This window comes from Pantoea sp. PSNIH1 (genome assembly GCF_007680655.1).
Taxonomy (GTDB): Bacteria; Pseudomonadota; Gammaproteobacteria; order Enterobacterales; family Enterobacteriaceae; genus Pantoea; species Pantoea eucrina.
This window is the reverse complement of sequence record NZ_VEIP01000004.1, coordinates 299,183-321,917: the sequence shown is the minus strand read 5'-3', so window position 1 is coordinate 321,917 and position 22,735 is coordinate 299,183. Positions and strand designations below refer to the sequence as shown.

Annotated in this window: 21 protein-coding genes; 6 read left to right on the top strand and 15 right to left on the bottom strand. The window is 51.9% G+C overall.

The annotated features are described in order from the left end of the window. Positions 1 to 127 precede the first annotated feature (127 nt). Entirely contained in the window at positions 128 to 1,348 is a 1,221-nt protein-coding gene (gene zigA / locus FS690_RS12955; protein WP_145339735.1) for a zinc metallochaperone GTPase ZigA, read from the bottom strand. Between the two features lie 319 nt (positions 1,349 to 1,667). On the opposite strand from zigA, the gene FS690_RS12950 reads away from it, so the two are divergent. From FS690_RS12950 to FS690_RS12935, 4 genes are all read left to right on the top strand, one after another. Then, on the top strand, positions 1,668 to 2,654 hold the full coding sequence (locus FS690_RS12950) for an ABC transporter substrate-binding protein (RefSeq protein ID WP_370512308.1): 987 nt from the start codon (positions 1,668 to 1,670) through the stop codon (positions 2,652 to 2,654). Next, positions 2,644 to 3,678: an iron ABC transporter permease gene (locus tag FS690_RS12945; protein ID WP_083429487.1), complete on the top strand. Its 1,035-nt coding sequence runs from the start codon at positions 2,644 to 2,646 to the stop codon at positions 3,676 to 3,678. The genes FS690_RS12950 and FS690_RS12945 overlap by 11 nt, the downstream gene beginning before the upstream one ends. Continuing rightward, positions 3,675 to 4,430, top strand: a complete 756-nt coding sequence (locus tag FS690_RS12940; RefSeq protein WP_094110827.1) for an ABC transporter ATP-binding protein — start codon at positions 3,675 to 3,677, stop codon at positions 4,428 to 4,430. The genes FS690_RS12945 and FS690_RS12940 overlap by 4 nt, the downstream gene beginning before the upstream one ends. 90 nt (positions 4,431 to 4,520) lie before the next feature. After that, positions 4,521 to 4,697 (top strand): DUF1289 domain-containing protein, encoded by a 177-nt coding sequence (locus tag FS690_RS12935; RefSeq protein ID WP_094110826.1) that lies wholly within the window; start codon positions 4,521 to 4,523, stop codon positions 4,695 to 4,697. Positions 4,698 to 4,889: 192 nt separating this feature from the next. On the opposite strand, the gene FS690_RS12930 is transcribed toward FS690_RS12935, so the two are convergent. Genes FS690_RS12930 through FS690_RS12915 form a run of 4 tightly spaced genes read right to left on the bottom strand, consistent with a single transcriptional unit; the run spans position 4,890 to position 8,769 of the window. Then, complete coding sequence (locus FS690_RS12930) at positions 4,890 to 5,831, bottom strand: sugar phosphate isomerase/epimerase (RefSeq protein ID WP_071668165.1); 942 nt, start codon at positions 5,829 to 5,831, stop codon at positions 4,890 to 4,892. Positions 5,832 to 5,858: 27 nt separating this feature from the next. Then, complete coding sequence (locus tag FS690_RS12925) at positions 5,859 to 6,287, bottom strand: PTS sugar transporter subunit IIA (protein ID WP_145339733.1); 429 nt, start codon at positions 6,285 to 6,287, stop codon at positions 5,859 to 5,861. Positions 6,288 to 6,323: 36 nt separating this feature from the next. Further along, positions 6,324 to 7,334 (bottom strand): Gfo/Idh/MocA family protein, encoded by a 1,011-nt coding sequence (locus FS690_RS12920; RefSeq protein WP_145339732.1) that lies wholly within the window; start codon positions 7,332 to 7,334, stop codon positions 6,324 to 6,326. Positions 7,335 to 7,359: 25 nt separating this feature from the next. Next, positions 7,360 to 8,769 carry a sugar porter family MFS transporter gene (locus FS690_RS12915; protein WP_145339731.1) on the bottom strand — a complete coding sequence of 470 codons (1,410 nt, stop codon included), beginning with the start codon at positions 8,767 to 8,769 and terminating at the stop codon, positions 7,360 to 7,362. A gap of 663 nt (positions 8,770 to 9,432) precedes the next feature. On the opposite strand from FS690_RS12915, the gene FS690_RS12910 reads away from it, so the two are divergent. Both FS690_RS12910 and FS690_RS12905 read left to right on the top strand, forming a co-directional pair. Next, positions 9,433 to 10,302, top strand: a complete 870-nt coding sequence (locus FS690_RS12910; protein WP_145339730.1) for a helix-turn-helix domain-containing protein — start codon at positions 9,433 to 9,435, stop codon at positions 10,300 to 10,302. Positions 10,303 to 10,419: 117 nt separating this feature from the next. Continuing rightward, entirely contained in the window at positions 10,420 to 11,304 is an 885-nt protein-coding gene (locus FS690_RS12905; RefSeq protein ID WP_255471497.1) for a sugar phosphate isomerase/epimerase, read from the top strand. Positions 11,305 to 11,399: 95 nt separating this feature from the next. Here FS690_RS12905 and FS690_RS12900 read toward each other — a convergent pair whose 3' ends face one another. The 10 genes from FS690_RS12900 to FS690_RS12855 all read right to left on the bottom strand — a co-directional run bounded on the left by FS690_RS12900 (position 11,400) and on the right by FS690_RS12855 (position 22,693). After that, positions 11,400 to 11,957, bottom strand: coding sequence for a histidine phosphatase family protein (locus FS690_RS12900; RefSeq protein ID WP_233207438.1), 558 nt, complete (start codon positions 11,955 to 11,957; stop codon positions 11,400 to 11,402). Between the two features lie 232 nt (positions 11,958 to 12,189). Further along, a complete protein-coding gene (locus tag FS690_RS12895; protein WP_145339729.1) occupies positions 12,190 to 12,528 on the bottom strand; it encodes a cupin domain-containing protein in 339 nt (112 codons plus the stop codon). A 173-nt stretch (positions 12,529 to 12,701) separates the two neighbouring features. Then, positions 12,702 to 12,977 carry a putative quinol monooxygenase gene (locus FS690_RS12890; RefSeq protein WP_071668157.1) on the bottom strand — a complete coding sequence of 92 codons (276 nt, stop codon included), beginning with the start codon at positions 12,975 to 12,977 and terminating at the stop codon, positions 12,702 to 12,704. A gap of 239 nt (positions 12,978 to 13,216) precedes the next feature. Then, positions 13,217 to 16,306, bottom strand: a complete 3,090-nt coding sequence (locus tag FS690_RS12885; protein ID WP_145339728.1) for an efflux RND transporter permease subunit — start codon at positions 16,304 to 16,306, stop codon at positions 13,217 to 13,219. Next, the gene (locus FS690_RS12880) at positions 16,299 to 17,414 is read right to left on the bottom strand and encodes an efflux RND transporter periplasmic adaptor subunit (RefSeq protein WP_145339727.1); all 1,116 of its coding nucleotides are present in this window, start codon (positions 17,412 to 17,414) and stop codon (positions 16,299 to 16,301) included. The genes FS690_RS12885 and FS690_RS12880 overlap by 8 nt, the downstream gene beginning before the upstream one ends. 74 nt (positions 17,415 to 17,488) lie before the next feature. Next, positions 17,489 to 18,103 (bottom strand): TetR/AcrR family transcriptional regulator, encoded by a 615-nt coding sequence (locus FS690_RS12875; protein WP_071668154.1) that lies wholly within the window; start codon positions 18,101 to 18,103, stop codon positions 17,489 to 17,491. 337 nt (positions 18,104 to 18,440) lie between these two features. Beyond that, entirely contained in the window at positions 18,441 to 19,358 is a 918-nt protein-coding gene (locus FS690_RS12870; protein ID WP_071668153.1) for a substrate-binding domain-containing protein, read from the bottom strand. 81 nt (positions 19,359 to 19,439) lie between these two features. Then, positions 19,440 to 20,219 (bottom strand): TIM barrel protein, encoded by a 780-nt coding sequence (locus tag FS690_RS12865; RefSeq protein WP_145339726.1) that lies wholly within the window; start codon positions 20,217 to 20,219, stop codon positions 19,440 to 19,442. Then, the gene (locus FS690_RS12860) at positions 20,219 to 21,232 is read right to left on the bottom strand and encodes a Gfo/Idh/MocA family oxidoreductase (protein WP_071668152.1); all 1,014 of its coding nucleotides are present in this window, start codon (positions 21,230 to 21,232) and stop codon (positions 20,219 to 20,221) included. The genes FS690_RS12865 and FS690_RS12860 overlap by 1 nt, the downstream gene beginning before the upstream one ends. Positions 21,233 to 21,244: 12 nt before the next feature. Then, a complete protein-coding gene (locus FS690_RS12855) occupies positions 21,245 to 22,693 on the bottom strand; it encodes a sugar porter family MFS transporter (RefSeq protein ID WP_071668151.1) in 1,449 nt (482 codons plus the stop codon). Between the last annotated feature and the right edge of the window lie 42 nt (positions 22,694 to 22,735).

Sequence of the window (22,735 nt, the reverse complement as noted above, 5' to 3'; positions counted from 1 at the left end):
TCCTGACCATCCTTCGCACTGGATCAAACCAGTAGCACTCAATCGCGATCAAATTACAGACCAAAAACCATATCCCCTTAGGGCAGCAGCAAATCAGAAGAGCTGGCCCTGAGCCAGCTTTCTGTAATCAGTTGAACCAGGGCTGGAAAGGATCGTGAAGCGTTGCCCAGCTGTCAGACCCGGCCTGCATCTCTTCGTCGGTTAACAGCGCGCTGTTCAGTTTCAGCCGAAGCTGAGGTTCATCCATACCGATGCCAATGAAGACCAGCTCCTGTCGCGCATCACCGGTATCCTCAGCCCAGTTTTGTATGATGTAATCACGTGATTCTCTATCTTCCGGCCAGTGCTGTTGCGGCACGTTGGCCCACCACATGCCTGCCAGCCCCTGACGACTCACGCCTCCCGCCTGAGACCAGGAGCCGGCATATCCGGGCCGGCTGGCAAGCCAGAAAAAGCCTTTCGATCGCACAATGCCTTTCATATCGTTTTCAATCACGTTCAGGAAACGGTCCGGATGAAACGGACGACGGGCGCGAAAGACGAAGCTATGAATGCCATACTCTTCTGTTTCAGGCGTGTGTTCGCCCCGTAGCTCCCTGAGCCAGCCCGGCGCCTGAGCCGCCGCGTCAAAATCAAATAATCCGGTATTTAGTACGTTATCCAGTGCGACCCTGCCAAATTCGGCGTTAACGATTTTGGCTCGGGGATTAAGAGAGTGCAGAATCGCCATCAGACGCGTTTTATCTGCTTCGCTGATCAAATCTATCTTGTTCAGGATCAACACATCGCAAAATTCGATCTGGTCGACAAGCAGATCCACGACCGTGCGCTCATCTTCCTCACCCAGCGACTCGCCGCGAGCCTGGATGCTTTCATCAGACTCATAGTCGCGAAGGAAATTGTAGCCATCAACAACCGTTACCATGGTGTCAAGCAAGGCAACTTCGGAGAGGCTCTGGCCGCTGTCATCGGCGAATGTGAAGGTTTCCGCCACCGGCAGCGGTTCAGAAATACCGGTGGATTCAATCACCAGATTATCGAAGCGCCCTTCCTGCGCCAGCCGGTTAACTTCCAGCAGCAGATCTTCGCGCAGCGTGCAGCAGATACAGCCGTTACTCATCTCTACCAGCTTTTCATCTGTGCGCGACAGTTCTGCGCCGCCCTCTCTGAGCAGCGCTGCGTCAATATTGACCTCTGACATGTCATTGACGATAACGGCCACGCGACGGCCTTCGCGATTATTCAGAATGTGATTCAGTAACGTCGTTTTCCCTGCGCCCAGAAATCCGGACAGAACGGTAACAGGTAACTTTTTAAACTGGCCAGCGTGTGGCGTGCAATCAGACATGACATGCTCTCCTGAAATGAACTGCTGAGTTCGTGGTCGCCAGCGAGCTGACAAACAAGCCGGACGACAGATTTATTTATTGTTATGTTATAACATAACATTCGCGCTTGTCATTGACTCAAATGCGTATTGAGTTAACGCCAGGTATTTCAGAGCGTTTTTTACACGTGCTACCTGCCGGGAAAACAGATACTGCAGCAGGCTACAAAGCTCGCCGGTGATTGACAAAAGCCAGATAAAAATCTGATAATGTTATGTTATAACGTTACCTTGGCAGATGATGATGAAATTTCCTTTTAAAATGCTCGCTCCGGCGTTCATGGCTTTCTCGTGCACAACCGCATTCGCCAGCACCTGGCCACTGACCGTTGAGAACTGCGGCGTTTCTGAAACATTCAGGCAGCCGCCCGCTCGCGTCGTTACGATTGGACAACACGAAACTGAACTTCTGCTGGCGCTGGGGCTGGAAAAAACGATTGCCGGCACCTCGGTCTGGTTCGGCAAGCTTCCGCCCGAGCTTGAAAGCAGGGCCGCAGACCTGAAGCGCCTTGCTGATAATTCGCCCGGGTTTGAAACGGTTGTGGCGCAAAAGCCAGAGCTGGTACTGGCGCAGTACAGCTGGCATGTCGGTCCACAGGGTGAAGTGGCCACGCGTGAACAATTTGAGCAACTGGGCATCAGAACATGGATATCCCCTGCTGACTGCACGGGCAAAACCGTCACAGAGATGTCGAACGGCGACGGCGCGCGTACTACGCCTTATACGCTGAACTCCGTCATGAATGAGATCACTCAACTGTCACAAATTTTCGATGTCGCCGATCGCGGAGAGGCGCTCAAAAAGAATCTGGCGGATCGGATCGCTCACGCGCAGCAGCAGGCAGACGCGCAGACAGGACCTCCGCTTAACGTCGTTTTCTGGTTTTCCAGCAGCCGGCTGAAAGGCGATCCGTGGGTGGCGGGTAATGACGGCGCGCCGGGCTGGATAAGCAAGACCCTTGGCCTGCAGAATATCATTCACTCTTCAGAGGAGTGGCCTGCGGTGACGTGGGAGCATATTGCTCACTCTCAGCCCGACGTGATCGTTATCGCCAGCATGGACAGACGGCTTTATCCCGCTGATGACGCCTCGGTAAAAAAGGCCTTTCTCCAGAATGACCCTGTCACGCGCAAAATCAATGCGGTCAGGCAAGGCCACATCATCGTCGTACCGGCAATGTCGCTCAATCCCTCACTGCGCAACGTGGATGCAGTAGAGCTAATTGGCAAACAACTGTCCGCATACAGAAACGAACATGGCAAATAAGATCTCTTCGCCAGCGCAGACAGCGATAGTCATTCTGGCAGGCTTGCTCAGCCTGCCTGTGACGATGGTGTTAGCCGCTTCAACAGGCGACATGCCCGTTTCTTTTACCGTTACCGCTCAGGCGATCGCCAACGGGCTGGGCCTGTCACATTATGACCTCCCGCCGGTTGAGGCGGGCATCGTCTGGCAGTATCGAATGAGCAGAGCGTTAATGGCGGCCAGCAGCGGTGGCGGACTGGCGCTGTGCGGGCTGGTGCTACAGTCCGTTTTGCGTAATCCGCTTGCTGAACCTTATCTGCTGGGGATTTCAGCCGGTGCTTCAACCGGTGCCGTCTGTATTATGCTGTTAGGCGTTGGCGGCGGGATTGTCACTGTCGGCGCCGGCGCGTTTACCGGTGCATGCCTGGCGTTTGGGCTGATTTTGCTGTTATCTGGCGGCATACAGAATCACACCGGAAGAATCATCCTCGCTGGCGTGGCGGGCACTCAGCTGTTTAATGCACTGACCTCTTATATTGTCAGTACCGCCGCGAATGCCGAGCAGTCGCGCGGTGTGATGTTCTGGCTACTGGGTAGCCTCAGCGGCGTGCGCTGGCCTGATGCCATACTCTGTTCTCTTGTTTCACTTGCCGGTTTAATGCTGGTTATTGGCCATGCACGATCGCTGGATACGTTTACTTTTGGCGTTGAGATATCGGCCACACTGGGCACGCGTGTGCTTTTTGTCCGCATAATGCTACTGCTGGTTACCGCTCTGGTCACGGCCGTTATCGTCAGTTCGATTGGCGCTGTCGGATTTATCGGCCTGGTCATTCCTCATATAACGCGGATGCTGGTGGGCCACCGGCATCTGGTTAGCATTCCCGTAACGTTTATTGCTGGCAGTCATTTTATGATCCTCGCCGATCTCCTATCCAGAACGTTGATAACGCATCAGGTCTTACCTGTCGGCGTGGTGACTGCTCTGGTCGGTGCACCTGTTTTTGCCGTTATTCTCTATAGCAACCGGGGGAAGTCGATATGAGTATTGTGGTCACTCATCTTGATGTTGAATTGCAAAACAACACTATCCTGTCAGACATCTGTTTTAGCGCCGGACCTGCGCAGACTGTTGGGCTGCTTGGGCCGAACGGCTCCGGTAAATCAACGCTGATCAGGTCGCTGGCGGGTTTGTTTCCCGCTTCCGGCAATCGTATTCAAATCGCCGGTACGTCGCTCTGCCAGTTTCCACGCCGCCACCTTGCACGGAAGCTGGCCTTTGTGCCACAGCATGCAGAAGCTGATAACGAACTGAGCGTCATTGATATTGTGCGTCTGGGGCGTACGCCACATCGCAGCGCATTCAGTCGATGGCGGGATGCGGATAATCATGCGGTGCAGGAAGCGCTTACACAGATGCAGTTAAACAGTCTGGTCAGCCGGCCGTGGCAGCGCTTATCAGGCGGTGAACGACAGCGCTGTCAGATTGCACGCGCGCTGGCGCAAAAGCCCGATATCCTCCTGCTTGATGAGCCGGTAAATCATCTGGATATTCAGTTTCAGCTCGAATTAATGCGGCTTATTACTGCGTTGCCTGTAACGGTGGTTATTGCGCTGCACGATCTGAATCTGGCCGCCAGGTATTGTCAGCATCTGGTCGTTCTGCAGCAGGGCAAAGTTATTGCAACAGGCTCTCCGGAGAGCGTTCTGACGCCAGCGCTTATTCATTCCACATGGAAAGTTCACGCACTGGTTAACCAACCGGGAAACGGTGCCATAAACATACAATATGTTTAACCACTCTATTTATAAACGACCTGGCTCTCTTTCCACTGCTTACTTATGAAAGTGTACTGAAGACAGGCAAGAAACTTTTGAGGAACCGGTATGGCCATTAAATCTCCCTGCACCGACGTTTGCATCTTTGAACAGTCGAAAGGCTGGTGTAAAGGATGTGGCCGCACGCTAAAAGAGGCAAAAGAATGGCGCAAGCTTTCTCCTTATCATCGTAAACAGATTGAGCGAGCGCTTCCTGTGCGGCTGAACATTCTAATGAAGAGTTAAACGCCACCGGTTTTGTCGAATCCGCGCTGACGCGCCTGACGCGCCCCTGTGAGGTTACCACCCTGGTTAATTTTTGAACTTCCATGAGTCTGCCTGCGCTGAGCGAAACCTTACAGGAGGCTATTCCTTCTGAACAGAATCACTTTGCGGCGTCCGGTGACGTGCCTGCCTTTACTGACAGGCACTGCGCTTCTAGCGACTCAGGGTGGCGAGTAAGGCATCAATAGACGTCTGCAGACCAGCTTCAACACTCATCGTCAGATCTTCCATTTCAAGTGACACATCACCGTTATAACCAGTCATACGCAATACTGAAAAAAACTCTTTCCACCATTTCAGATCCTGCCCGCAACCTACGGCGACATAGTTCCAGGTACGGGTTTTAGTATCGGTAACGGGCTGGTACTCCATCAGTCCATCAATGTCGGCGAGACCCCGCTCGATTCGCGCATCTTTACCATGAACATGAAAAACCGCGCCTTCCAGCTTACGCGCTGCTGCTATGGGGTCAGCGCCCATAGCTATCAGATGAGAGGGATCCAGGTTGATGCCAATCATGTCATCTACGGCGTGACGCAGACGCAGTAAGGTGGATGGGTTATAAACCAGCTGGCTGGGAAACTCTTCGATAGCAATTTGCTCTACGCCATGGTGCTTTGCGTGCTGCACAAACTTTTTCCACCATGGAATGGCGACATCGTTCCATTGATAGTCAATTACACCCGGCATGTAATCCGGCCATGAAACCGTTGATGTTATCCAGTTCGGCACGCGATCTTCTGGCCCGCCGCCTGGCAAACCGCTCATCATCACAATTTTTTTAACACCCAGCTTGCCTGCTAACTCTACTGTCCTGTAGCTGCTTTTAGTATGGGTTTCGCCCAGTTCACCAGGCGCTAACGGGTTGCCAGAACAGTTCAGCGCGACAATACGCATCTCCCGCTCAGCCAGTTCCTGTTTGAATTGCTCAAGCTTTTCAGGCGAATTTAATAACGCTTCAGTTTTAACATGTGGACAGGGTGACCAGCCGCCTGCGGTCATTTCAACCCCACTGATCCCATAACTTTTAACTTTGTCCAGCATTGCCGGAAAAGGTAAATCCGCCAGAACATCAGTACACAATGCAAGTTCCATTCTATTATCCTCAATATTTCGCGTGAGTTACGCTCTTCCGAACTGATCGATAAACCCGGATTTAGTTCTGGCGTTCGCTAATAGGGTGGTTTTGACTTCATCACCCAGTAAATCTGCAATATCCGCCAGAATCTGAATATGTTCATTTTTCGTTGCAGCTACAGCGACAACAATAAAAACAATTTTCCCTTTACCCCAGCTAACGCCATCGGGAAATTGAAATACCTGAAAGCCAGATTGAATGACCAGATCGAGGTTTTCCTTTGCGCAATGGGGAAGCGCAATACCTGCTCCAATGTAGGTTGAAACACTCTTTTCCCGCGAGAGCATTGCCTGTTCAAAGCCGGGTTTGACATAACCCGCTTTTTCCAGAGCACTGGCGGCAATATGTATTGCCTCATTTTTATGCGTTGCCCGGCACTGCAAATGCAGCGCGTCTTCCGTTAAATTCAACATGATTTATTCCTCACTGATGGCGCAAGAGTGCATTAATCAACGGTAGAGCGCGGGCTGCGGTGGAATAATGACATCGTATTTTTCGCCATCTTTCAGCGAGGCTAAACCGGCATCACAAACCAGCGCCACTACGTAACCATCCCATGAGGAGGGGCCGCTCATCTCGCGCCCGTTACGCACGTTATCGACAAAATGCTGCACTTCCCGATCGTATGCCGTGGCGAAACGTTCCATACAGGATTGTGCAATATGCTGTGCGTTGCCGTTCAGCGAACGCGTACTAATCAGCTGCTGTTCAGTCAGCGCGACAATCGCGTTTTCGCCAATCACTTCGCAGCGAATGTCATAGCCGTAATGGCAATTTACAAACAGCTCATCATCGATGCGCACACCCGATTCGGTCTCGAAAATTATGATTAAAGGATCCTGTAAATGCGGCAGCGCACGCCGGGTTTTCTTACGGGGTTTGTCCACGCGCACCGAAATAATATTCTCATTAAGCAAATAGCGGATGATATCGATTTCGTGCGTGGCGGAATCATTCACCGCCATTTCCAGCGTATAGCTTTCCGGCACAGAGGGATTTCTGTGCGCGCAATGGATCAGCAGGATATCGCCGGGTTTCCCGTCATCGATTGTCTTTTTCAGCGCCTGATAACCTGGATCGAAACGGCGCATAAAGCCAAGCTGAAGCAGACGCTTACCGGTTCTGACTTCAGCATCAATAATTTCTGCTGATTCATCAGCAGTTGGTGTTAATGGCTTTTCACAAAATACCGGTTTGCCGGCATTAAATGCCGCAAGGATTTGCGTTTTATGAACCGGACCTATTGAGCAAATAAACACTGCATCGACCAGCTCCGAATTAATCATCTCTTCAGCATCATAAAACGCCGTAGCGTTAAATTCTCTGGCCGCCACATCGGCTGTCGTATGGTTTATATCGCAAACAGCAGTAACCTGCGCGCCAGTAATTGTATTTTGAAAACGTTTCAGGTGATCCTGGCCAATCATGCCCAGACCAATCAGGCCAATTTTGACAGTCATTTATTTACCCTCAGTTACTAAAGCGTTAGAAACGAAATTTCTTTTCGATTTGTTCTAATGTCAGACCGCGTGTTTCCGGCAGATATTTCACCAGCAGAATCAACATAATGATGTTAGTTGCCCCGAAGAAGCCAAAGGTCAGGCCGCCTCCGTAATGGTTCAGCAGGAAAGGGAAAATAGACTGGATTATGAAATCGAATATCCACAAACCGAATACCGCAAAGCCCATACCGATACCGCGCATTCTGAGAGGATAGATTTCTGCCAGCATCAGCCAGAACACCGGTGCTATCCAGCCCTGCATGAACACCAGAAAAACCAGCATCAAGCCAAGGATCACATAGGGTGCGCTGGCAAAATTCGCATGCAGAATTTCTGCACCATCCACAACTTCAGTGTGAAACAGGAACTTAAACGCTAAACCAATCAGTAGCAGGCTCAGCGTGACGCCGGCCTGTCCGGTAAAAAACATTTTCCGGCGTGAGTGTTTGCCAATTAACGCCATGCCAAGGAGGGTAGCCAGTACAGAGATAATGCCATTGGCTACTGCGCCAGTGACAGCTGCCGCATCGCCCAGGCCCGTGGCTTTCAATACCGTTGGCGCGTAGTACATGATGGTATTGACCCCGGTAACGCGCGTTGCGAGTACGATCATTAAGCCCGTTAACACCAGTTGAATCACCCAGCGTTTTTTTAGTTCGTCAAACAGGTTTAATTTCATCTGATCGGCTTTGACGATTTGCTGGATATCTTTCACTTCGCGGTCAACTTCTTCCGGCAGGCGAAGCGTTTTCAATACGCTTATGGCCTTTTCAGTTTCACCGCGACGAATAAAGAAACGCGGTGATTCCGGCATCATAAGCATACCGATCCACAATAGCGCGCCAGGCAGTGCCGGAATAGCCAGCATAATGCGCCAGTTGTGCTGCAACTCGGGATAGACATTCACAAGCGTTGCATTAACGGAATACGCGAGGAACTGGCCGGTAACAATCATTAGCTCATTGACGGTGACTAACCGCTCGCGCTGATCGGCTTGTGCCAGTTCGGAAATATAAATGGGTACGGTTACAGAAGCGCAGCCCACCGCTAAGCCCAGGATAAAACGCGCAACAATCATTGATGGCACATCCCACGCAAACGCCGTGCCTAACGCGCCGAACATAAAAACAGCTGCCACCCAAAGCAAATTTTTACGACGTCCTTGCTTATCTGATAAATATCCACCAAATAGCGAGCCCAGCGCGGCACCAAACAGCAGAAATGAAGTGATCAATCCTTCCTGAGCCGGTGTCAGATTCATATCATATTTCATGAATATTAATGCGCCGGAGATAACGCCGGTGTCATAACCGAAACATAAGCCGCCAATGGTTGATACAAGCGTAATCAAACGCATGCGCTTAGGATTTTGCAGGTGAGTTTTGTTATACATAGTTTTTCCATCTGGTTGTAAGGTAATACCGTTGCAAGCCGTTTATAGTCAGAATAAAGCTATGTTGTTTTAAAACGTTAAAAAGAGCAGTTAACTTACTGGCTGTGTAAGTATGATTTTAATTTCAGCGTGAAGAGGCTGCTGTGACCCTCAAACGTTACGACAACGTTATATCAAAGTGAAAATCAAAAGCCAGACACGTCTCTCCGTACTATTTACCAGCGTGCTGGCGATCAAATATTTTTAATTACATTCGTGAAAAGCAGTGATAATCATCACGCCGTCAAATATGAACGTTGACATAGCAAGATTGAAGAGAGTTTGAAAAGTCAATTTTTACCACCACAGTGGTGGCTTACTTGTAAGAAATAAAATAGCAATTTTGATGATTATTGACCGTTTAATGAAAATACCCCTCTTAACAGAGTTAGCTTGTTACTGTCTTTATCTGAATGAGTGCATCAGGCTGCTTTTTAAAGAACGTGATGACAATCATGTCTCCTTGCGTGACCAGAGCGGTCATAACAATTAAAGAGAGTTAAGGATAAAGGAATTTCATTCTGGCATTATATATCAGTGGGTTAGTCAGGAAGAAAAAGCAAAGTTGATGATTACCAGCGCGTAAAGTCGTGTCAGAATAGCGCCATCACGACAGGAGACATTATGATCACCTTCAGTCTTAACGAGCATCCTTCCGCACGCGGCTTCGACAGTGGCCTGCGACCGCGCCTGAGCTTCATCTGCAAAGCTGAAGGCAAAGAGGAAGCGATTCCTCGCGTAATGCACAAACATGATGAACGCTTTGAATTGATGTTTATCCGCTCAGGCAAGGGTATTTATAATATCGACGGCCGTAGCTATGTCGTTAAATCTGGCGATATATTACTGTTCAATGCCAGCGTGCTTCATGATGAATGCCCGGAAGCCTCAGATGACCTGCTGATATTCAGCTGTGGCGTTGAGCAACTGAAGGTCGATGGTTTGCCACTGAACGTCCTTACGCCTCGCTCGCAAACCGCGGTCATGCCAGCCGGCAATTATTATCATGAAATTTGCCAGTTGTTTGAACAGATGTGGTCGCATGTCAGTAATAAGCGTCTGTACAGCACAGAAATTGGCGATAGCTTACTCAGCGTGCTGTTATTATTGTGCCGGAATATCTGGATAGAAAGCAAACCGCAACAGGAAAACGCCAGCGTATTATTAGGGCAGCGCGTGAAGGACTATATCGACAACCATTATAAAGAAGATATCTCCCTGAGTTCGATTACTGCAGCGATGAATATGAATCAGTTCTATCTGGCGCATGTCTTCAAAGCCTATTCGGGTTATTCCCCAAAACAGTATCAGACCCGCCGCCGTATCGGCGAGGCACAAAACTTATTATTAAGCACTGACCTGGGAGTCATAGATGTAGCAAGTGCTGTAGGCTACGATAACGTAAACAATTTCCACCGAATCTTTCATAATCTTGTCGGCATTCCGCCTGCCCGTTATAAAAAATTCTGGATAACCGGGCAGATAAAAAGATAAGTTACATGGATACTTTGTGTGCGGCACGATCACCCTGCCCCTGATCTGTTCTGAGATGCTTCCGGTTTTCTTTTTCTCATACAGTTTAAGACGCATCCGGTAATATTGCGTGACCGTATGCAGGCTTTCTATCTCCTGTTGATTCCCGCTATATTAAATTCTGATGCAGAGGAAATTATGCTCAAAGCTCTTCACGGTATTTCAACCCATTACTGCAATGTGGTTACTGAAGCACGTATAGCTGCGGAAGCGGGCTATGATGGTCTGGAGTTTTTGCATGATAAATTGCTGCGTTATCTCGATCACGGCGGCAGTACTGCACAACTTAACACGCTGGTGCGGGGTCATGGATTACAGACCTTGTGCCTTAATGCCCTGATAAATATTGAACGCTATCAGGGCGCAGAAAAGCAGCAAATGCTGGCTGAAGCCAGGCGACTGACGCAGATTGCGGCGGATTTGGCCTGCCCGACCATTCAGATTCTGGCGCAGCACGGCATTGATCATCTGCCAGAGAGGCAAATTCTCGATATTATTACCGAAAATATTGCTGAGATTGCCACTATTGGCCAGCAATATGGGGTGCGCTATCAGATTGAGGTTATCGCGCATACGCGATTCAACACGCTCAATCAGGCACTGGAGGTGATTCAGCGTATAAATGCACCTAATATCGGTTTAGTCATCGACTTCTGGCACCTCTTTGCGACCGGGCATACTACGCCGGAAGATATTCAACAGCTCGATCCTGCCCTTATCTACGGCGTGCACTTTTGTGATGGCCGTAAGCCCCGCCCTGGTGAAGAATGGAACGAAACGGTGCTGCGCGCTTATATGCCCGGCGAGGGGGATATTGATATTCAGGCATGGAGCAATGCGGTAAAAGCCACCGGTTTTGATGGCGTGTGGTCAGCAGAATTATTCAGCCCGGCACGCTGGGAAATGGACCACGCTATCCTGGCAAAACAGATCATTGATAATATGAAATTCTATTTAGGTTAGGTTAAGGCTTTGGCTGTCCGCTTTGTGCCGAAAGCGAAACTACTAATTTTCAATGTCTGGAGACTCCGGACGTGCCCCCAACCCGATATCTTTAATTACTGAAGTCTGTAGATGCTCGCGTTCCAGTAACCATTACCCTGACTACAATATTCTTTAAAACCCAAAGACCTCAGTTCCCCTGCAATTAGCCGATTCATCACCCCATGTCCCATAAGAAGCACAGGCCCGTCGGATGCTTTTGCCAACCCGACGAGGCTATTCGCAGCCTGAGCAGCACGTTGCTTAGCTTTTCCCACACGCTCCACATTACGGGACAGGCCGCTTAGCCACATAACGCGAAAAAAAGCAGCCCACACGGCTGGAGATAACCTGAAACCGGGCAGGTGAAATACCGGCAAATCTGCTTCCCTGAACACCTCATCAATAACCTCCGGTTCAAGCCCTAATGCTTTCAGGGAAGAAAGTGCTCTGGGAAGAGGGCTACTTATGATTCGCGATGCGCTGACCGCTAATGATTTGCTGGAATCGGGCGGTGTATCTTCTCCTGTATCAGAACGGTCATATTCTGCAATCCAGTTGCACATTTCACGGCTCGTTACTTTCGCAGAAGCTGTAAAAGCAGGCTTTCCATGACGCATTAAAATAATTTCCATACAGAACTTCTTATTTATTGTCCTAATGTCCGCTTCTCACTCAAAGCGGAGATGACTAAACCTGAATGCACTCATCAATGGCGAGCCGTTGACAGTGCATAGCCATGTACTCCATCGGAATCTTCAGGCTGTTTTTCATCGGATGGCAAAGGTGCCGGAAATGCCCTTTACGCCTTTAAAAGGCTCCGGGGCGTTTTGAGTAGCGCAACCAGAAACGTTTTTTAAGACACAGTCAGGTAAGGTCTGTTCGATCTCCGCGCGGTGTTGGATGTGAAATGACGATAAATTCGATTACGGAATCCGTGTCATTTCTGGCCTGATGCTTTGACCCAGGGGGGATCTCGATGCCCTGCTGAGCGACAATTCGATGCGCTTTTCCTTCCAGCTCCATGGTCAACACACCATCCAGAACGAAAAAAAACTGTCTGGATACCGAATGGTAGTGTCGCTTTTCACATGTTTCCGGCGGCATCTTTTCGTGAATAATCAGCATGTCTTGCCGGTTTACCAGATACCAGCCATCGCACTTATCACCCCATACATAATGCTCAGCATTAGCCTTAGAAATCATTGGTTTTTACCTGTTGACCGCGTAAGAATTCTGAACCTGATGCGTTGTTATACTTTGAGAGCTCTTTGATTCGCAACAGCGATGTTATGTTTGATGCGGCTCTATCTGCAGATGTAAGAAAGCCGCTGGGTAGCGGCCTTTTATAAACGTATCGTGATTCGGTTTCGGTAAAGTTACTCACTCTCTGAGATTTCATACTCTCTGGCGATCGCGCTGGTTTCTCTTCCCCAGACCGAAGCCCTGGTTCTTTTCTGATGGGCGTCAAAAGTAGCCTGGTTTGTAAAAAGCTCTTCGACGGTCCAGACCAGGGGGTCTGCTGTTTCAGTAACCTCAAATGATACGCATCCGGTTTCTTTCCTGGTTAGTTGCTTGTGTTCAGGAAGGTACTGGCGAACAAGATCCGCTTCTTCTGCACTTTTACACACCAAACGACCCGTCAGCTTAATCATTATCATCCTGCTATTTTCATGCGGTTTTATCGAGTATCCCAGCGACGAAGTTACACCAAACCGTTGAGGAAAAGAAACCGATCAGAAGCGGGCCTGACCGCCTCCTGTGCTGGCAGAAGTCCCGACCGATTCAGCGCCGGGACCTTGCTGCAACGGGCCCGTTCCCCCGGGCACCGTCTTTTTAGCACCTGTAATGTCAGACTTGAGCCAATGCGCGGGGGTCCCCCTGCGGATAACCGTTATTCTGCGGCTTTTACTTCCGCGTATTTTTTATTTTCCGGATGTATCCTGAACCAGATGGCATACATAGCAGGCAGGAAAACCAGCGTAATAATGGTTCCGGCAAAGGTTCCGCCAATCAGCGTGTAGGCGAGCGTTCCCCAGAAAACCGAGTGCGTGAGCGGTATAAAGGCCAGGATAGCGGCCATCGCCGTTAGTACAACGGGACGGGCACGCTGAATAGTGGCTTCGACAACGGACTCAAAAGGCGTCAGCCCTTCATGCTCATTGTGATGGATCTGCCCTATCAGGATTAATGTGTTGCGCATCAGAATCCCCGACAGGGCGATCAGCCCGACCAGCGCATTTATCCCGAACGGCTGATTGAACAGCAGCAGCGTCGGTACCACACCAATCAGCCCCAGCGGCGCCGTCAGAAACACCATCACCATCGCTGACATTGACCGCACCTGCAGAATGATAATCAGAAGCGTAATGGCAATCATGATCGGGAACAGCGGCGCCATCGCCTTAGTCGCTTTACCCGACTCCTCAATTGGCCCCCCCTGCTCAATGCGGTATCCGGCCGGAAGCTTAGCGATAACAGGCTGTAATTTTTTCAGGATTGTCGTGGAAACATCGGGTGGCTGCATGCTGTCTGAAATATCGCCCCGTACGGTAATCGTCGGGGTTCGATCGCGACGCCGCAGTACGGGATCTTCCATTCTTATCTCAACGTCGCCTGTCTGAGACAGCGGAATGCGCTGGCCTGATGATCCCATCAGGGTAAATCCAGCTATCCTTGCAGGATCGAGCCTGATATCGCCGGCTGCACGCCCCATCACCTCTACAGAACGGATATCTTCGCGAACGGATGTCACAGGTACGCCAGAGAGCAGAAACCGGAGCTGCTGCGCAACGGCATTAGACGTCAGTCCTACAGCCTGGAGACGATCCTGATTCAGCGAGAAGTGCAGCGTCGGCACGCGTTGCCCCCAGTCGGTATTGACGGTCCTCATATCAGGACTGGCCAGCATAACCGCCTCTACTTCGCCCGCTATTTCACGCAGTTTATCCGGATCAGGTCCCATGACCCGCCAGGCAACCGGATAAGGTGAATAGGGGCCAAAAACCAGCTGTGTTACGCGGACGCGTGCTTCAGGAGCGAGTCCGCTGGCTGCAGCCTCACGCAGCCGGTGCTTAAGAACATCCCGGGCATCCTGACTCTCTGTCAGAACAACAATCTTTGCAAAAGAGGGATCGGGAAGCTCAGGCGCCATTGCCAGATAGAAACGGGGTGAGCCCTGTCCAATGTAAGAGGTGACGATTTTTGCCTCTTTCTGCTTTTTCAGCCACTCCTCGATTTTCGCCGTGGTTTTGCTGGTCTGCTCAATTGAGGTGCCGTAAGGCATCTGAACCTCAATCAAAACCTCCGGACGATCTGATGTCGGAAAGAACTGTTTCTTTACCAGCCCCATGCCGAGAATAGCCACGGTGAAGATGATGATGACCGTCGCGGCGACTAACCATTTTCGTGCAATAACGTGCGCAATTAACCGGCGAAAACGATTGTAGCGCGGGGTATCGTAAATTGTGGTGTGGCCACCTGATACGGTTTTGATTTCTGGCAGAATTTTTACGCCAAGATAGGGCGTGAACACTACGGCTACTACCCACGACGCTATCAGGGCGATACCGACAATCCAGAACATGTTACTGGTATACTCACCGGCGGTAGACTGTGCAAAGCCGTTAGGCATAAACCCCACCACCGTCACCAGTGTTCCAGCCAGCATCGGGGCGGCAGTATGACTCCATGCATAGGCGGAAGCTTTGATGCGATCGTAGCCCTCCTCCATTTTTACCACCATCATCTCAATCGCAATGATGGCATCATCCACCAGAAGCCCCAGAGCCAGGATCAGTGACCCCAGAGTGATACGGTCAAAGTTTTTACCTGATGCCTCCATGACCATGAAAACCACCGCCAGCGTCAGCGGCACCGCAGCAGCCACCACCACGCCCACCCGCCAGCCCATGCTGATAAAGCAGACCACCATGACCACAAGCAGCGCAACGAAGAACTTAAGCATAAATTCATCGACGGCTGAGCTGATGTTAACCGACTGGTCGGTGACTTTCGTCAGCGTCATACCCAGCGGCATGGATGCGTTGATACTGGCCGCTTCAGCATCCAGCGATTTCCCCAGCTCAAGGCCGTTCCATCCCTCACGCATGATAATTCCCAGTAGCAGAGCGGGTTCACCCTGATTACGGATGAGAAACGTAGCGGGATCCTCATAGCCTCGTTCAACGGTGGCAATGTCCGACAGCAGCAGCGTTCTGCCACCGATCACAATCGGCGTTTTACGAATCTGCTCAAGTTTGCTGAACGCCCCGTCAAGGCGAATAAATACCTGTGGGCCCTGGGTGTCAATGGAGCCTGCCGGCGTCAGGGCATTCTGGTTATTGAGCGCTGCGAATATCTCCTGGGGAGAAACGCCCAGCGTGGCCAGCCGGTCATGAGAGAAGGAAACAAAGATGCGTTCGGTCTGCTCACCAATGATATTGACCTTTTTCACACCCGGCACATGAAGAAGCCGCTGGCGCAGTGATTCTGCATCGCGTACCAGTAAACGCTGAGGCTCTCCTTTCGCTTTTAAAGCGAAGAGGGAAAAAGTGACGTCCGAAAACTCGTCATTGATCATCGGTCCGATGACGCCTGCAGGCAGATTTTTTGCCTCATCACCCAGCTTTTTACGGGCCTGATAGAACGCTTCCTGCACCTGTGAGGGTGGCGTGCTGTCCTGCAGCGATAGCAGGGTGAATGCCATTCCCGGACGGGTATACGTTTCAGTACGGTCGTACCACTTAAGCTCCTGCAATCGCTTTTCCAGCGGTTCAGCAACCTGATCCTGCATTTCCTGTGCCGTCGCACCCGGCCATGCGGTAATAATCGTCATCTGTTTGACGGTAAAAGGCGGATCTTCTGCCCGCCCCAGCGCAAAAAAAGAGAGGATGCCTGTGACCGTAATCAGAATGATCAGAAACAGCGTAATTGAGCGCTCACGGACGGCAAGCGCAGAGAGATTGAAACGGGAATTACTCATGCGGCTGGCCTCCGGCAATGCTGCCATCACCCTGACGTGCCACGCGGACGGTTTCACCGTCATGCAGCAGGTGAGCGCCAAGCGCAACCACTTCTTCGCCAGCACTGAGCCCACTGGTCACTCTGGCGTTATCGTCACTGATACCTTCTACCTGCACAGCCCGCCGGGTTACACGTGCAGATCGCTCTTCAATTACCCAAACGCTCGCGCCTTTACCCTGATCAAACAGTGCAGTTATGGGTACCTGCATGACCTTACCTGAAGCTTTTGCATCGGCAATACGCAGCGTGACCGTGGCGCCCAGCGGTGCGTCAGCCAGCGCCCCTTCCAGCACATATCGCGCTTCAAAAGTACGGCTTAATGGATCGGCGGCATCGGAGAGTACGCGAAGCCGGGCGCTGACAGACTGATTTCCATCACCGTACAAGGTCGCTTCAGCCTGACTTCCGGATGCTGGCCTGAGCGTTTCGGGCAAATGAACAAGCGCTTCACGTTGTCCCGCCCGGGCAAGCCTGACCACCGGCTGACCTGCGCTGACAACCTGACCCGGCTCAGCGAGCGTTTCCACAACGACGCCATCCGAATCTGCCAGCAGAATAGCATAGCTTTTAGCATTTTGCGCCACGTCAGCCTGTGCCTTTGCCGCGCTGAGGTCGGCTTTAGCGGAGTCCGCCGCGGCCTTGATCTGATCGTAAGCTGACGCTGAAACAGCACCCGTCGCCACCAGCCCCCGGTAACGCGCTTCATCCAGAGAAGTTTGTCTGGCGCGGGCGCGGGCAGCGTTAACGGCCTGCTGCTGAGCCTGTGCCAGGAGGCTGAGATCGGCAGGATCAAGGCGCATCAGCGGCTGCCCGCGTTTTACCGTCTGACCCGTATCTACCAGACGCTCAAGGATTTTTCCCTGTACCCGAAAGCCAGAGTCGCTCTGAGTGCGCGCAACAACCACGCCGGTGAATGAACGGAGAGTATTATCAGCATCAGCCACGTTTACAGCCCTTACAAGAGGCGGCTGCGTACGTGGATCGTTTGTGCCAGCGTTGTCACCGCAAGCCGCCAGGGCCAGCGGTAACAGGCAGACAACAAGACCAGCGGGTGTGATCCTGAACATGCGTTACCTGGTTACATTGAAAAGAAAGTAACCGCATTCTTATTCTTGTGACCGTAAATGTCAATGGTCACTAATCAGGGTGAAAGGCTTCTCAGGATAAGCGATGAGAGCAGCACCGCAGCAGACTCCGCGGTATCAAGGTTGTACTGCAGCTGAACCGGGCTGATATAGGGCCTCATCACCATAAACACCGCCAGCGTAGCTTCGTCCAGAGGGGTTTTCCGTTCAAACTCTCCGGCAGCACGCCCTTCAAGAATGATATTTTCTATGAGTTGCCGGAGGCGTTCTTCATGCAGCGCCGCCGATGGCCATCTGTCGCGGGCGGCCACAGCGGCGATGTCATACAGCTTTCGATCGTGAAAGAACAGATCGCTGCCGGACCGGGTCAGCGCTTTGAGCATCTGCCTCATTTTTTCAGATGCCGTTGCGGCATCGGCAATGGCTGCATTAACGATATCCATGATCATACTCAGGCGATTGGAGCAGATTTGCTCGCCAATAGCCTGTTTAGAATCGAAAAATTTGTAGATATAGGCTTTAGAAAATCCTATCGCTTTGGCCAGATCGGATACGGTTGTTTTCTCATAACCATAATGGCCGAAGTGCTCTGTCGCGGCTGCGACCACCTGATCGCGGATAGCATGCTCTGAAGGTCCCCTGCCGGGGTGATTGATCATTTGTTTATTCATTTTTCCAGCTTAACTTAACCATCGCTGATTGACAACGAGTGACCAATTTGTAATAAAGTCACGAATTAGGAGTGCTCCAGGGAATAGCAACAGCCCTCTCACATTTCACTGCACGGGTGTTTAGCACCGGTTATCCCGCTTGCAGAACAGTATATTACTGAGCCTGCCGTGCTGAAGATAAATCTGACTTTGCCAGTCTGACCGCTATTACCCGGCCTGAGCAGAGGATATGAAAAAATGCCGGAAAAGATCGTGTCAGGTGGTTGCAGCTGCTGTCTTAACAGGCGTGAAGGATTTTGCCAGGCCGTGCTGTGCACGTACCTGACAAATCAGAATTTCAGTTAGCAGCAGAAAATGCGGGGTAATTTTCAGGTGTAATAAGCTGGTAAGGCACCCAGTTAAGCGTTTCTGCTTTCTGCTTATTCAGTAATGCTTTTACCACCTGAACTGAGCCGGTGGCCTGCCCTCTGGCATCCTGAAATATAGTCAGCGCCATTTTGCCGTTTTTGATGAACTGCTGACCATCAGGTGTTCCGTCAATGCCGGCAACAAGAATTTTTTCGTTCTTTGCCTGACTCAGAGCCATGATGGCGCCTATGGCCATTTCATCATTATTGGCGGCGATAGCGTCAATTGGACGCTGGTTCAGCAGCCAGCCTGAAACAACGTCTACGGCTTCATTGCGCTGCCATTTTGCCGTCTGCTTTTCAATGACTTTCATATCCTTATATTTGGCTATGACTGCTTCTGCGGCACGGGTCCGTTCGCGCGCTTCTTCATTTGACAGCGCCCCCATCAGAATAGCTACGTTACCTTTGTAATTCATTTTTTTAGCCAGGGCCTCCATCTGCATTTCGCCGCCCAGCGCCGAATCTGAACCAACATAGGCCATACCGGCAGGCAGTTTCACTTCAGGCTTGCGGTTAACGAAGACCAGCGGAATACCGGCGCTTTTTGCCGCGTTTATCATCGGCAATACACCCTGGGTATCGACCGGATTCAGGATGATAGCGTCCACACCCTGATTGATAAAATCATCCACCTGCTGAACCTGCAGCGCCACATCCCCTTTTGCATCAACAAACTGTCCGTTGAGCTGGTTTGCTTTAAGCTCCTGCTGCATCCGGGTACGCAGGATAGAGACAAAATTAAGGTCAAAGTTAGCCAGCGCCACACCCACGGTGAAAGTTTTGGCGTTCACGCTCACGCTGAGCGCCAGCGAAAACAGGCAAAGCAGAAAGTTTCTGATATTCATAATCTATTCCTGTAGGGGTTAAGGTCGTTTTTTTGGAAATAGTTACCGTCGGGTAACAGGCAAATACCCGACGGACAACGCTTACAACATAAAGTGGTCCCGGAACTGCTGAAGCGCCGTTGTGCTGTCACCGCTTGCCCAGCCCTCCAGCGCAACGGTTCCGTGATAGTTCATCTCCTGCAGCGTGCGAGCGATGGCGCGATAGTTGATTTCACCTGTACCGGGCTGCTGACGACCCGGTACATCAGCCACCTGAATCTCGCCGATTGCCGGACCACAGCGCCGCAGCAGCGCGATCAGATTGCCTTCACCGATTTGTGCATGGTAGAGATCCAGATTCATTTTCAGCGCCGGGCTGCTGACCGCCTCCACCAGCGCCAGCGTATCGGCCGCAAGGGCAAACGGCGTGCCCGGATGGTCAACCGGTAAATTGAGGTTTTCGAGCGTAAATACCCGTCCGGCGCGCTCGCCGAGCTGCGCCACGCGCCGCAGCGTATCTGCGGCCTGCAGCCACATTGCGCCGGTCACTGTGGTTACAGGTTTAACCGGCAGACCTCGCTCATCAAGGCCGGTACCGTGCAGATTGAGTACCGGGCATTTGAGCCGTTCAGCCACTGCCAGCGAGAGTTCAGCGCTCTGAAGCAGCTGCTGGATCTCTGCCTCATCAGTTAAATTACCGCTCAGATAGCCGGTCATTGAGGTAAAGCGCGCGCCGGTCGCTGCCAGCGCCTCAATGTCCTTATTCGCCCATCCCCAGATTTCGACACCAAAACCGAGCTCGTGAATACGTTTTACGCGCTCAATAAATGGCAGCTCAGGAAATACCATTTCAGCGCAGACGGAAAGCTGATAACCGGCCATCAGCAATCTCCCAGCCTGACGGGCTGATTACGCTGAACCGACTCAATACAGGCCAGCGCGATCTCCAGCGCATTGCGTGCATCTTCACCAGTGGCGCGGGGCGTCTCACCGCTGCGGATGCAGCGGGCAAACTCGCTCATTTCCGCAACGTATGCTTCCCGCAGCAGGTCTGAGTCCAGACGCGATGTATCAACTTCAATGCCGCTGGCGGTGTAGCGTACGCAGTGATTGGCATTAATATGACCCGCCTGCAGCATGCCTTTACTGCCAAACACCTCACCGCGTACGTCATAGCCATACACCGCCTGAAAGTTAGCCTCAGCGATGGCAATAGCGCCATTATCGAAGCGAATCGTCACCACCGAGGTATCCAGCAGCCCTTTATCTTTGAAATCCGGACGCACCAGCGCATCAGCCAGCGCGTACACTTCAACCGGCTTCGCGCCGTGATTGAAATGCAGCAGCGTGTCGAAGTCGTGAATAAGCGTTTCAAGGAAAATGGTCCATTGCGGGATCGGTGCCGGATCGTGCAGACCAGGGTCACGTGTGACCGAGCGGCTGAGTTGAGTGGTGCCGTTCTCACCGTTTTTTACGGCTGCAATTGCCGCCGCAAATCCGGAGTCAAAGCGACGGTTGAAGCCCACCTGTAACACCACGCCTGCCTGCTTCACCGCGGCAATCGCGCGGTCTGCCTCTTCCAGCGTAACGGCCATGGGTTTTTCACAAAAAACATGCTTACCGGCATTCGCCGCAGCAATCACCCATTCGGCATGAGTGCGTGCCGGCGCGGCGATAGCGATGGCATCAATCTCTGTATCCTGCAGAAGCGCATGCAAATCGCTGTACGCTTTGCTGACGCCCAGACGACTTGCCAGTTTTTCTGCGGCGCCCGGAAAGGGATCGGCAACGGCCGCAAGAGTGGCGCCGGGTACACGATACGCCAGGTTTTCAGCATGGAAGCTGCCCATGCGCCCTGCGCCAATTAACCCTACACGGACTGTTTGCTGGTTCATAAAGACTCCTTGTTATTTCGCTTTTGCCCACGCGGGCGAAGAGGGTTTTTGATCGTGTCGCTGCGCCTGTCCGGCGAAACGACGGGATTTGGAAAGCATCAGCGGCTCGATATGCTCAAGAGAAACGCCCCGGGTTTCCGGTAAAAACCGGCGAACAAACCAGAACGCCACCAGGCATCCCACCGCGCACAACATCAGCGGGAAAGCGCCGTGGAAGTTATCCATCAGCACCCGGCTGCGGTTCATCATGGGGAAGCTCTGGGTAACGATAAAATTTGCGAGGTACATGGAGGCAAACGCAAAGCCCATCGCCACTGCACGGATACGGTTTGGAAAGATTTCAGAGATAAGCAGCCAGGCGCCGAGGCTCCATGACATGCCAAAAATAAGGATGAAAGCGACAAGACCCGCTATCGGCAGGAGCCCGCCCGCCTCAGTGATAAATGCCCAGGCTGTAAACATCAGACAGAATGCACATCCGAGCGCTCCCCAGCGCAGCAGCGGCGTCCGTCCTGTGCGGTCAATGGTGCTCAGGCAAATCGCCACGCCTGCCAGAAGCGCCAGGCCAAGGAAAATACTCTGAAACAGGGAGGCCTGCGTACTGGCAGTAATATTTTGCAGCAGCGACGGTGCGTAATAGAGAAGGATGTTGATACCGGATATCTGTTGCAACACGGCAATGGCGCAGCCAATCAGCAGAATGTAGCGGACGCGTGCATCACGCAGGATGCTGCGCTGGCCGGGGGAGGCATTGTCGTGCTGGCTGGCCGCCAGGATCTCCTGCAGCAGTCGTTCAGCATGCTGCGCATTTGACAGGCGGGTCAGCACCTCACGGGCGTGCTCTGTTTTGCCATTAAGCGCCAGCCAGCGCGGCGACTCCGGCATAAAGGGCACCAGCAGCAGGAACAGGGCGCAGGGTATCACGCCAGAGGCCAGCATCCAGCGCCAGCCTTCACTGACAATCCACTGATGCGGCATACCGCGCGCAATCAGGTAGTTAACGATATAGACCGCTACCTGTCCGCCGACCATCAGCATCTGCTGCAGGCCGAGCATGCGCCCGCGTAAATCTTTGGGTGATACCTCTGCAATGTATAAGGGCGTAATGGCCGACGCCATTCCTACCGCCAGACCGCCCAGCAGCCGCCAGACAACAAACCCGGTCAGAGAACTGGCCAGCGCTGAACCTATTGCTGAGAGCACAAAGAGGATGGCGGTCACGATCAGCGTGCGTTTGCGCCCGATACGATCGGACATAAAACCCACACCCCACGCACCAGCGATACACCCGATAATGACATTTGACACCGCCCAGCCGCTTTCCCACGGCGTTAATGCCAGATGCTCGGTCAGCGGATCGATCACGCCGGAGATTACCGAAGCGTCATAACCCAGAATCACACCGCTGAGCGAGGCAATGGAACAGATATACAAAATCAGGCGTAAATTATGTTTGCGCATAGCGGCTTAATTTCCTTCTGCAGTCAGGATCATGAAGTTGAA

What these genes read in the sequence shown, in the direction of transcription:
- zigA (WP_145339735.1), bottom strand. Translation starts at nt 1,348, where the DNA reads ATGTCTGATTGCACGCCACACGCTGGCCAGTTTAAAAAGTTACCTGTT.
- FS690_RS12950 (WP_370512308.1), top strand. Translation starts at nt 1,668, where the DNA reads ATGGCTTTCTCGTGCACAACCGCATTCGCCAGCACCTGGCCACTGACC.
- FS690_RS12945 (WP_083429487.1), top strand. Translation starts at nt 2,644, where the DNA reads ATGGCAAATAAGATCTCTTCGCCAGCGCAGACAGCGATAGTCATTCTG.
- FS690_RS12940 (WP_094110827.1), top strand. Translation starts at nt 3,675, where the DNA reads ATGAGTATTGTGGTCACTCATCTTGATGTTGAATTGCAAAACAACACT.
- FS690_RS12935 (WP_094110826.1), top strand. Translation starts at nt 4,521, where the DNA reads ATGGCCATTAAATCTCCCTGCACCGACGTTTGCATCTTTGAACAGTCG.
- FS690_RS12930 (WP_071668165.1), bottom strand. Translation starts at nt 5,831, where the DNA reads ATGGAACTTGCATTGTGTACTGATGTTCTGGCGGATTTACCTTTTCCG.
- FS690_RS12925 (WP_145339733.1), bottom strand. Translation starts at nt 6,287, where the DNA reads ATGTTGAATTTAACGGAAGACGCGCTGCATTTGCAGTGCCGGGCAACG.
- FS690_RS12920 (WP_145339732.1), bottom strand. Translation starts at nt 7,334, where the DNA reads ATGACTGTCAAAATTGGCCTGATTGGTCTGGGCATGATTGGCCAGGAT.
- FS690_RS12915 (WP_145339731.1), bottom strand. Translation starts at nt 8,769, where the DNA reads ATGTATAACAAAACTCACCTGCAAAATCCTAAGCGCATGCGTTTGATT.
- FS690_RS12910 (WP_145339730.1), top strand. Translation starts at nt 9,433, where the DNA reads ATGATCACCTTCAGTCTTAACGAGCATCCTTCCGCACGCGGCTTCGAC.
- FS690_RS12905 (WP_255471497.1), top strand. Translation starts at nt 10,420, where the DNA reads ATGCAGGCTTTCTATCTCCTGTTGATTCCCGCTATATTAAATTCTGAT.
- FS690_RS12900 (WP_233207438.1), bottom strand. Translation starts at nt 11,957, where the DNA reads ATGGAAATTATTTTAATGCGTCATGGAAAGCCTGCTTTTACAGCTTCT.
- FS690_RS12895 (WP_145339729.1), bottom strand. Translation starts at nt 12,528, where the DNA reads ATGATTTCTAAGGCTAATGCTGAGCATTATGTATGGGGTGATAAGTGC.
- FS690_RS12890 (WP_071668157.1), bottom strand. Translation starts at nt 12,977, where the DNA reads ATGATTAAGCTGACGGGTCGTTTGGTGTGTAAAAGTGCAGAAGAAGCG.
- FS690_RS12885 (WP_145339728.1), bottom strand. Translation starts at nt 16,306, where the DNA reads ATGAGTAATTCCCGTTTCAATCTCTCTGCGCTTGCCGTCCGTGAGCGC.
- FS690_RS12880 (WP_145339727.1), bottom strand. Translation starts at nt 17,414, where the DNA reads ATGTTCAGGATCACACCCGCTGGTCTTGTTGTCTGCCTGTTACCGCTG.
- FS690_RS12875 (WP_071668154.1), bottom strand. Translation starts at nt 18,103, where the DNA reads ATGAATAAACAAATGATCAATCACCCCGGCAGGGGACCTTCAGAGCAT.
- FS690_RS12870 (WP_071668153.1), bottom strand. Translation starts at nt 19,358, where the DNA reads ATGAATATCAGAAACTTTCTGCTTTGCCTGTTTTCGCTGGCGCTCAGC.
- FS690_RS12865 (WP_145339726.1), bottom strand. Translation starts at nt 20,219, where the DNA reads ATGGCCGGTTATCAGCTTTCCGTCTGCGCTGAAATGGTATTTCCTGAG.
- FS690_RS12860 (WP_071668152.1), bottom strand. Translation starts at nt 21,232, where the DNA reads ATGAACCAGCAAACAGTCCGTGTAGGGTTAATTGGCGCAGGGCGCATG.
- FS690_RS12855 (WP_071668151.1), bottom strand. Translation starts at nt 22,693, where the DNA reads ATGCGCAAACATAATTTACGCCTGATTTTGTATATCTGTTCCATTGCC.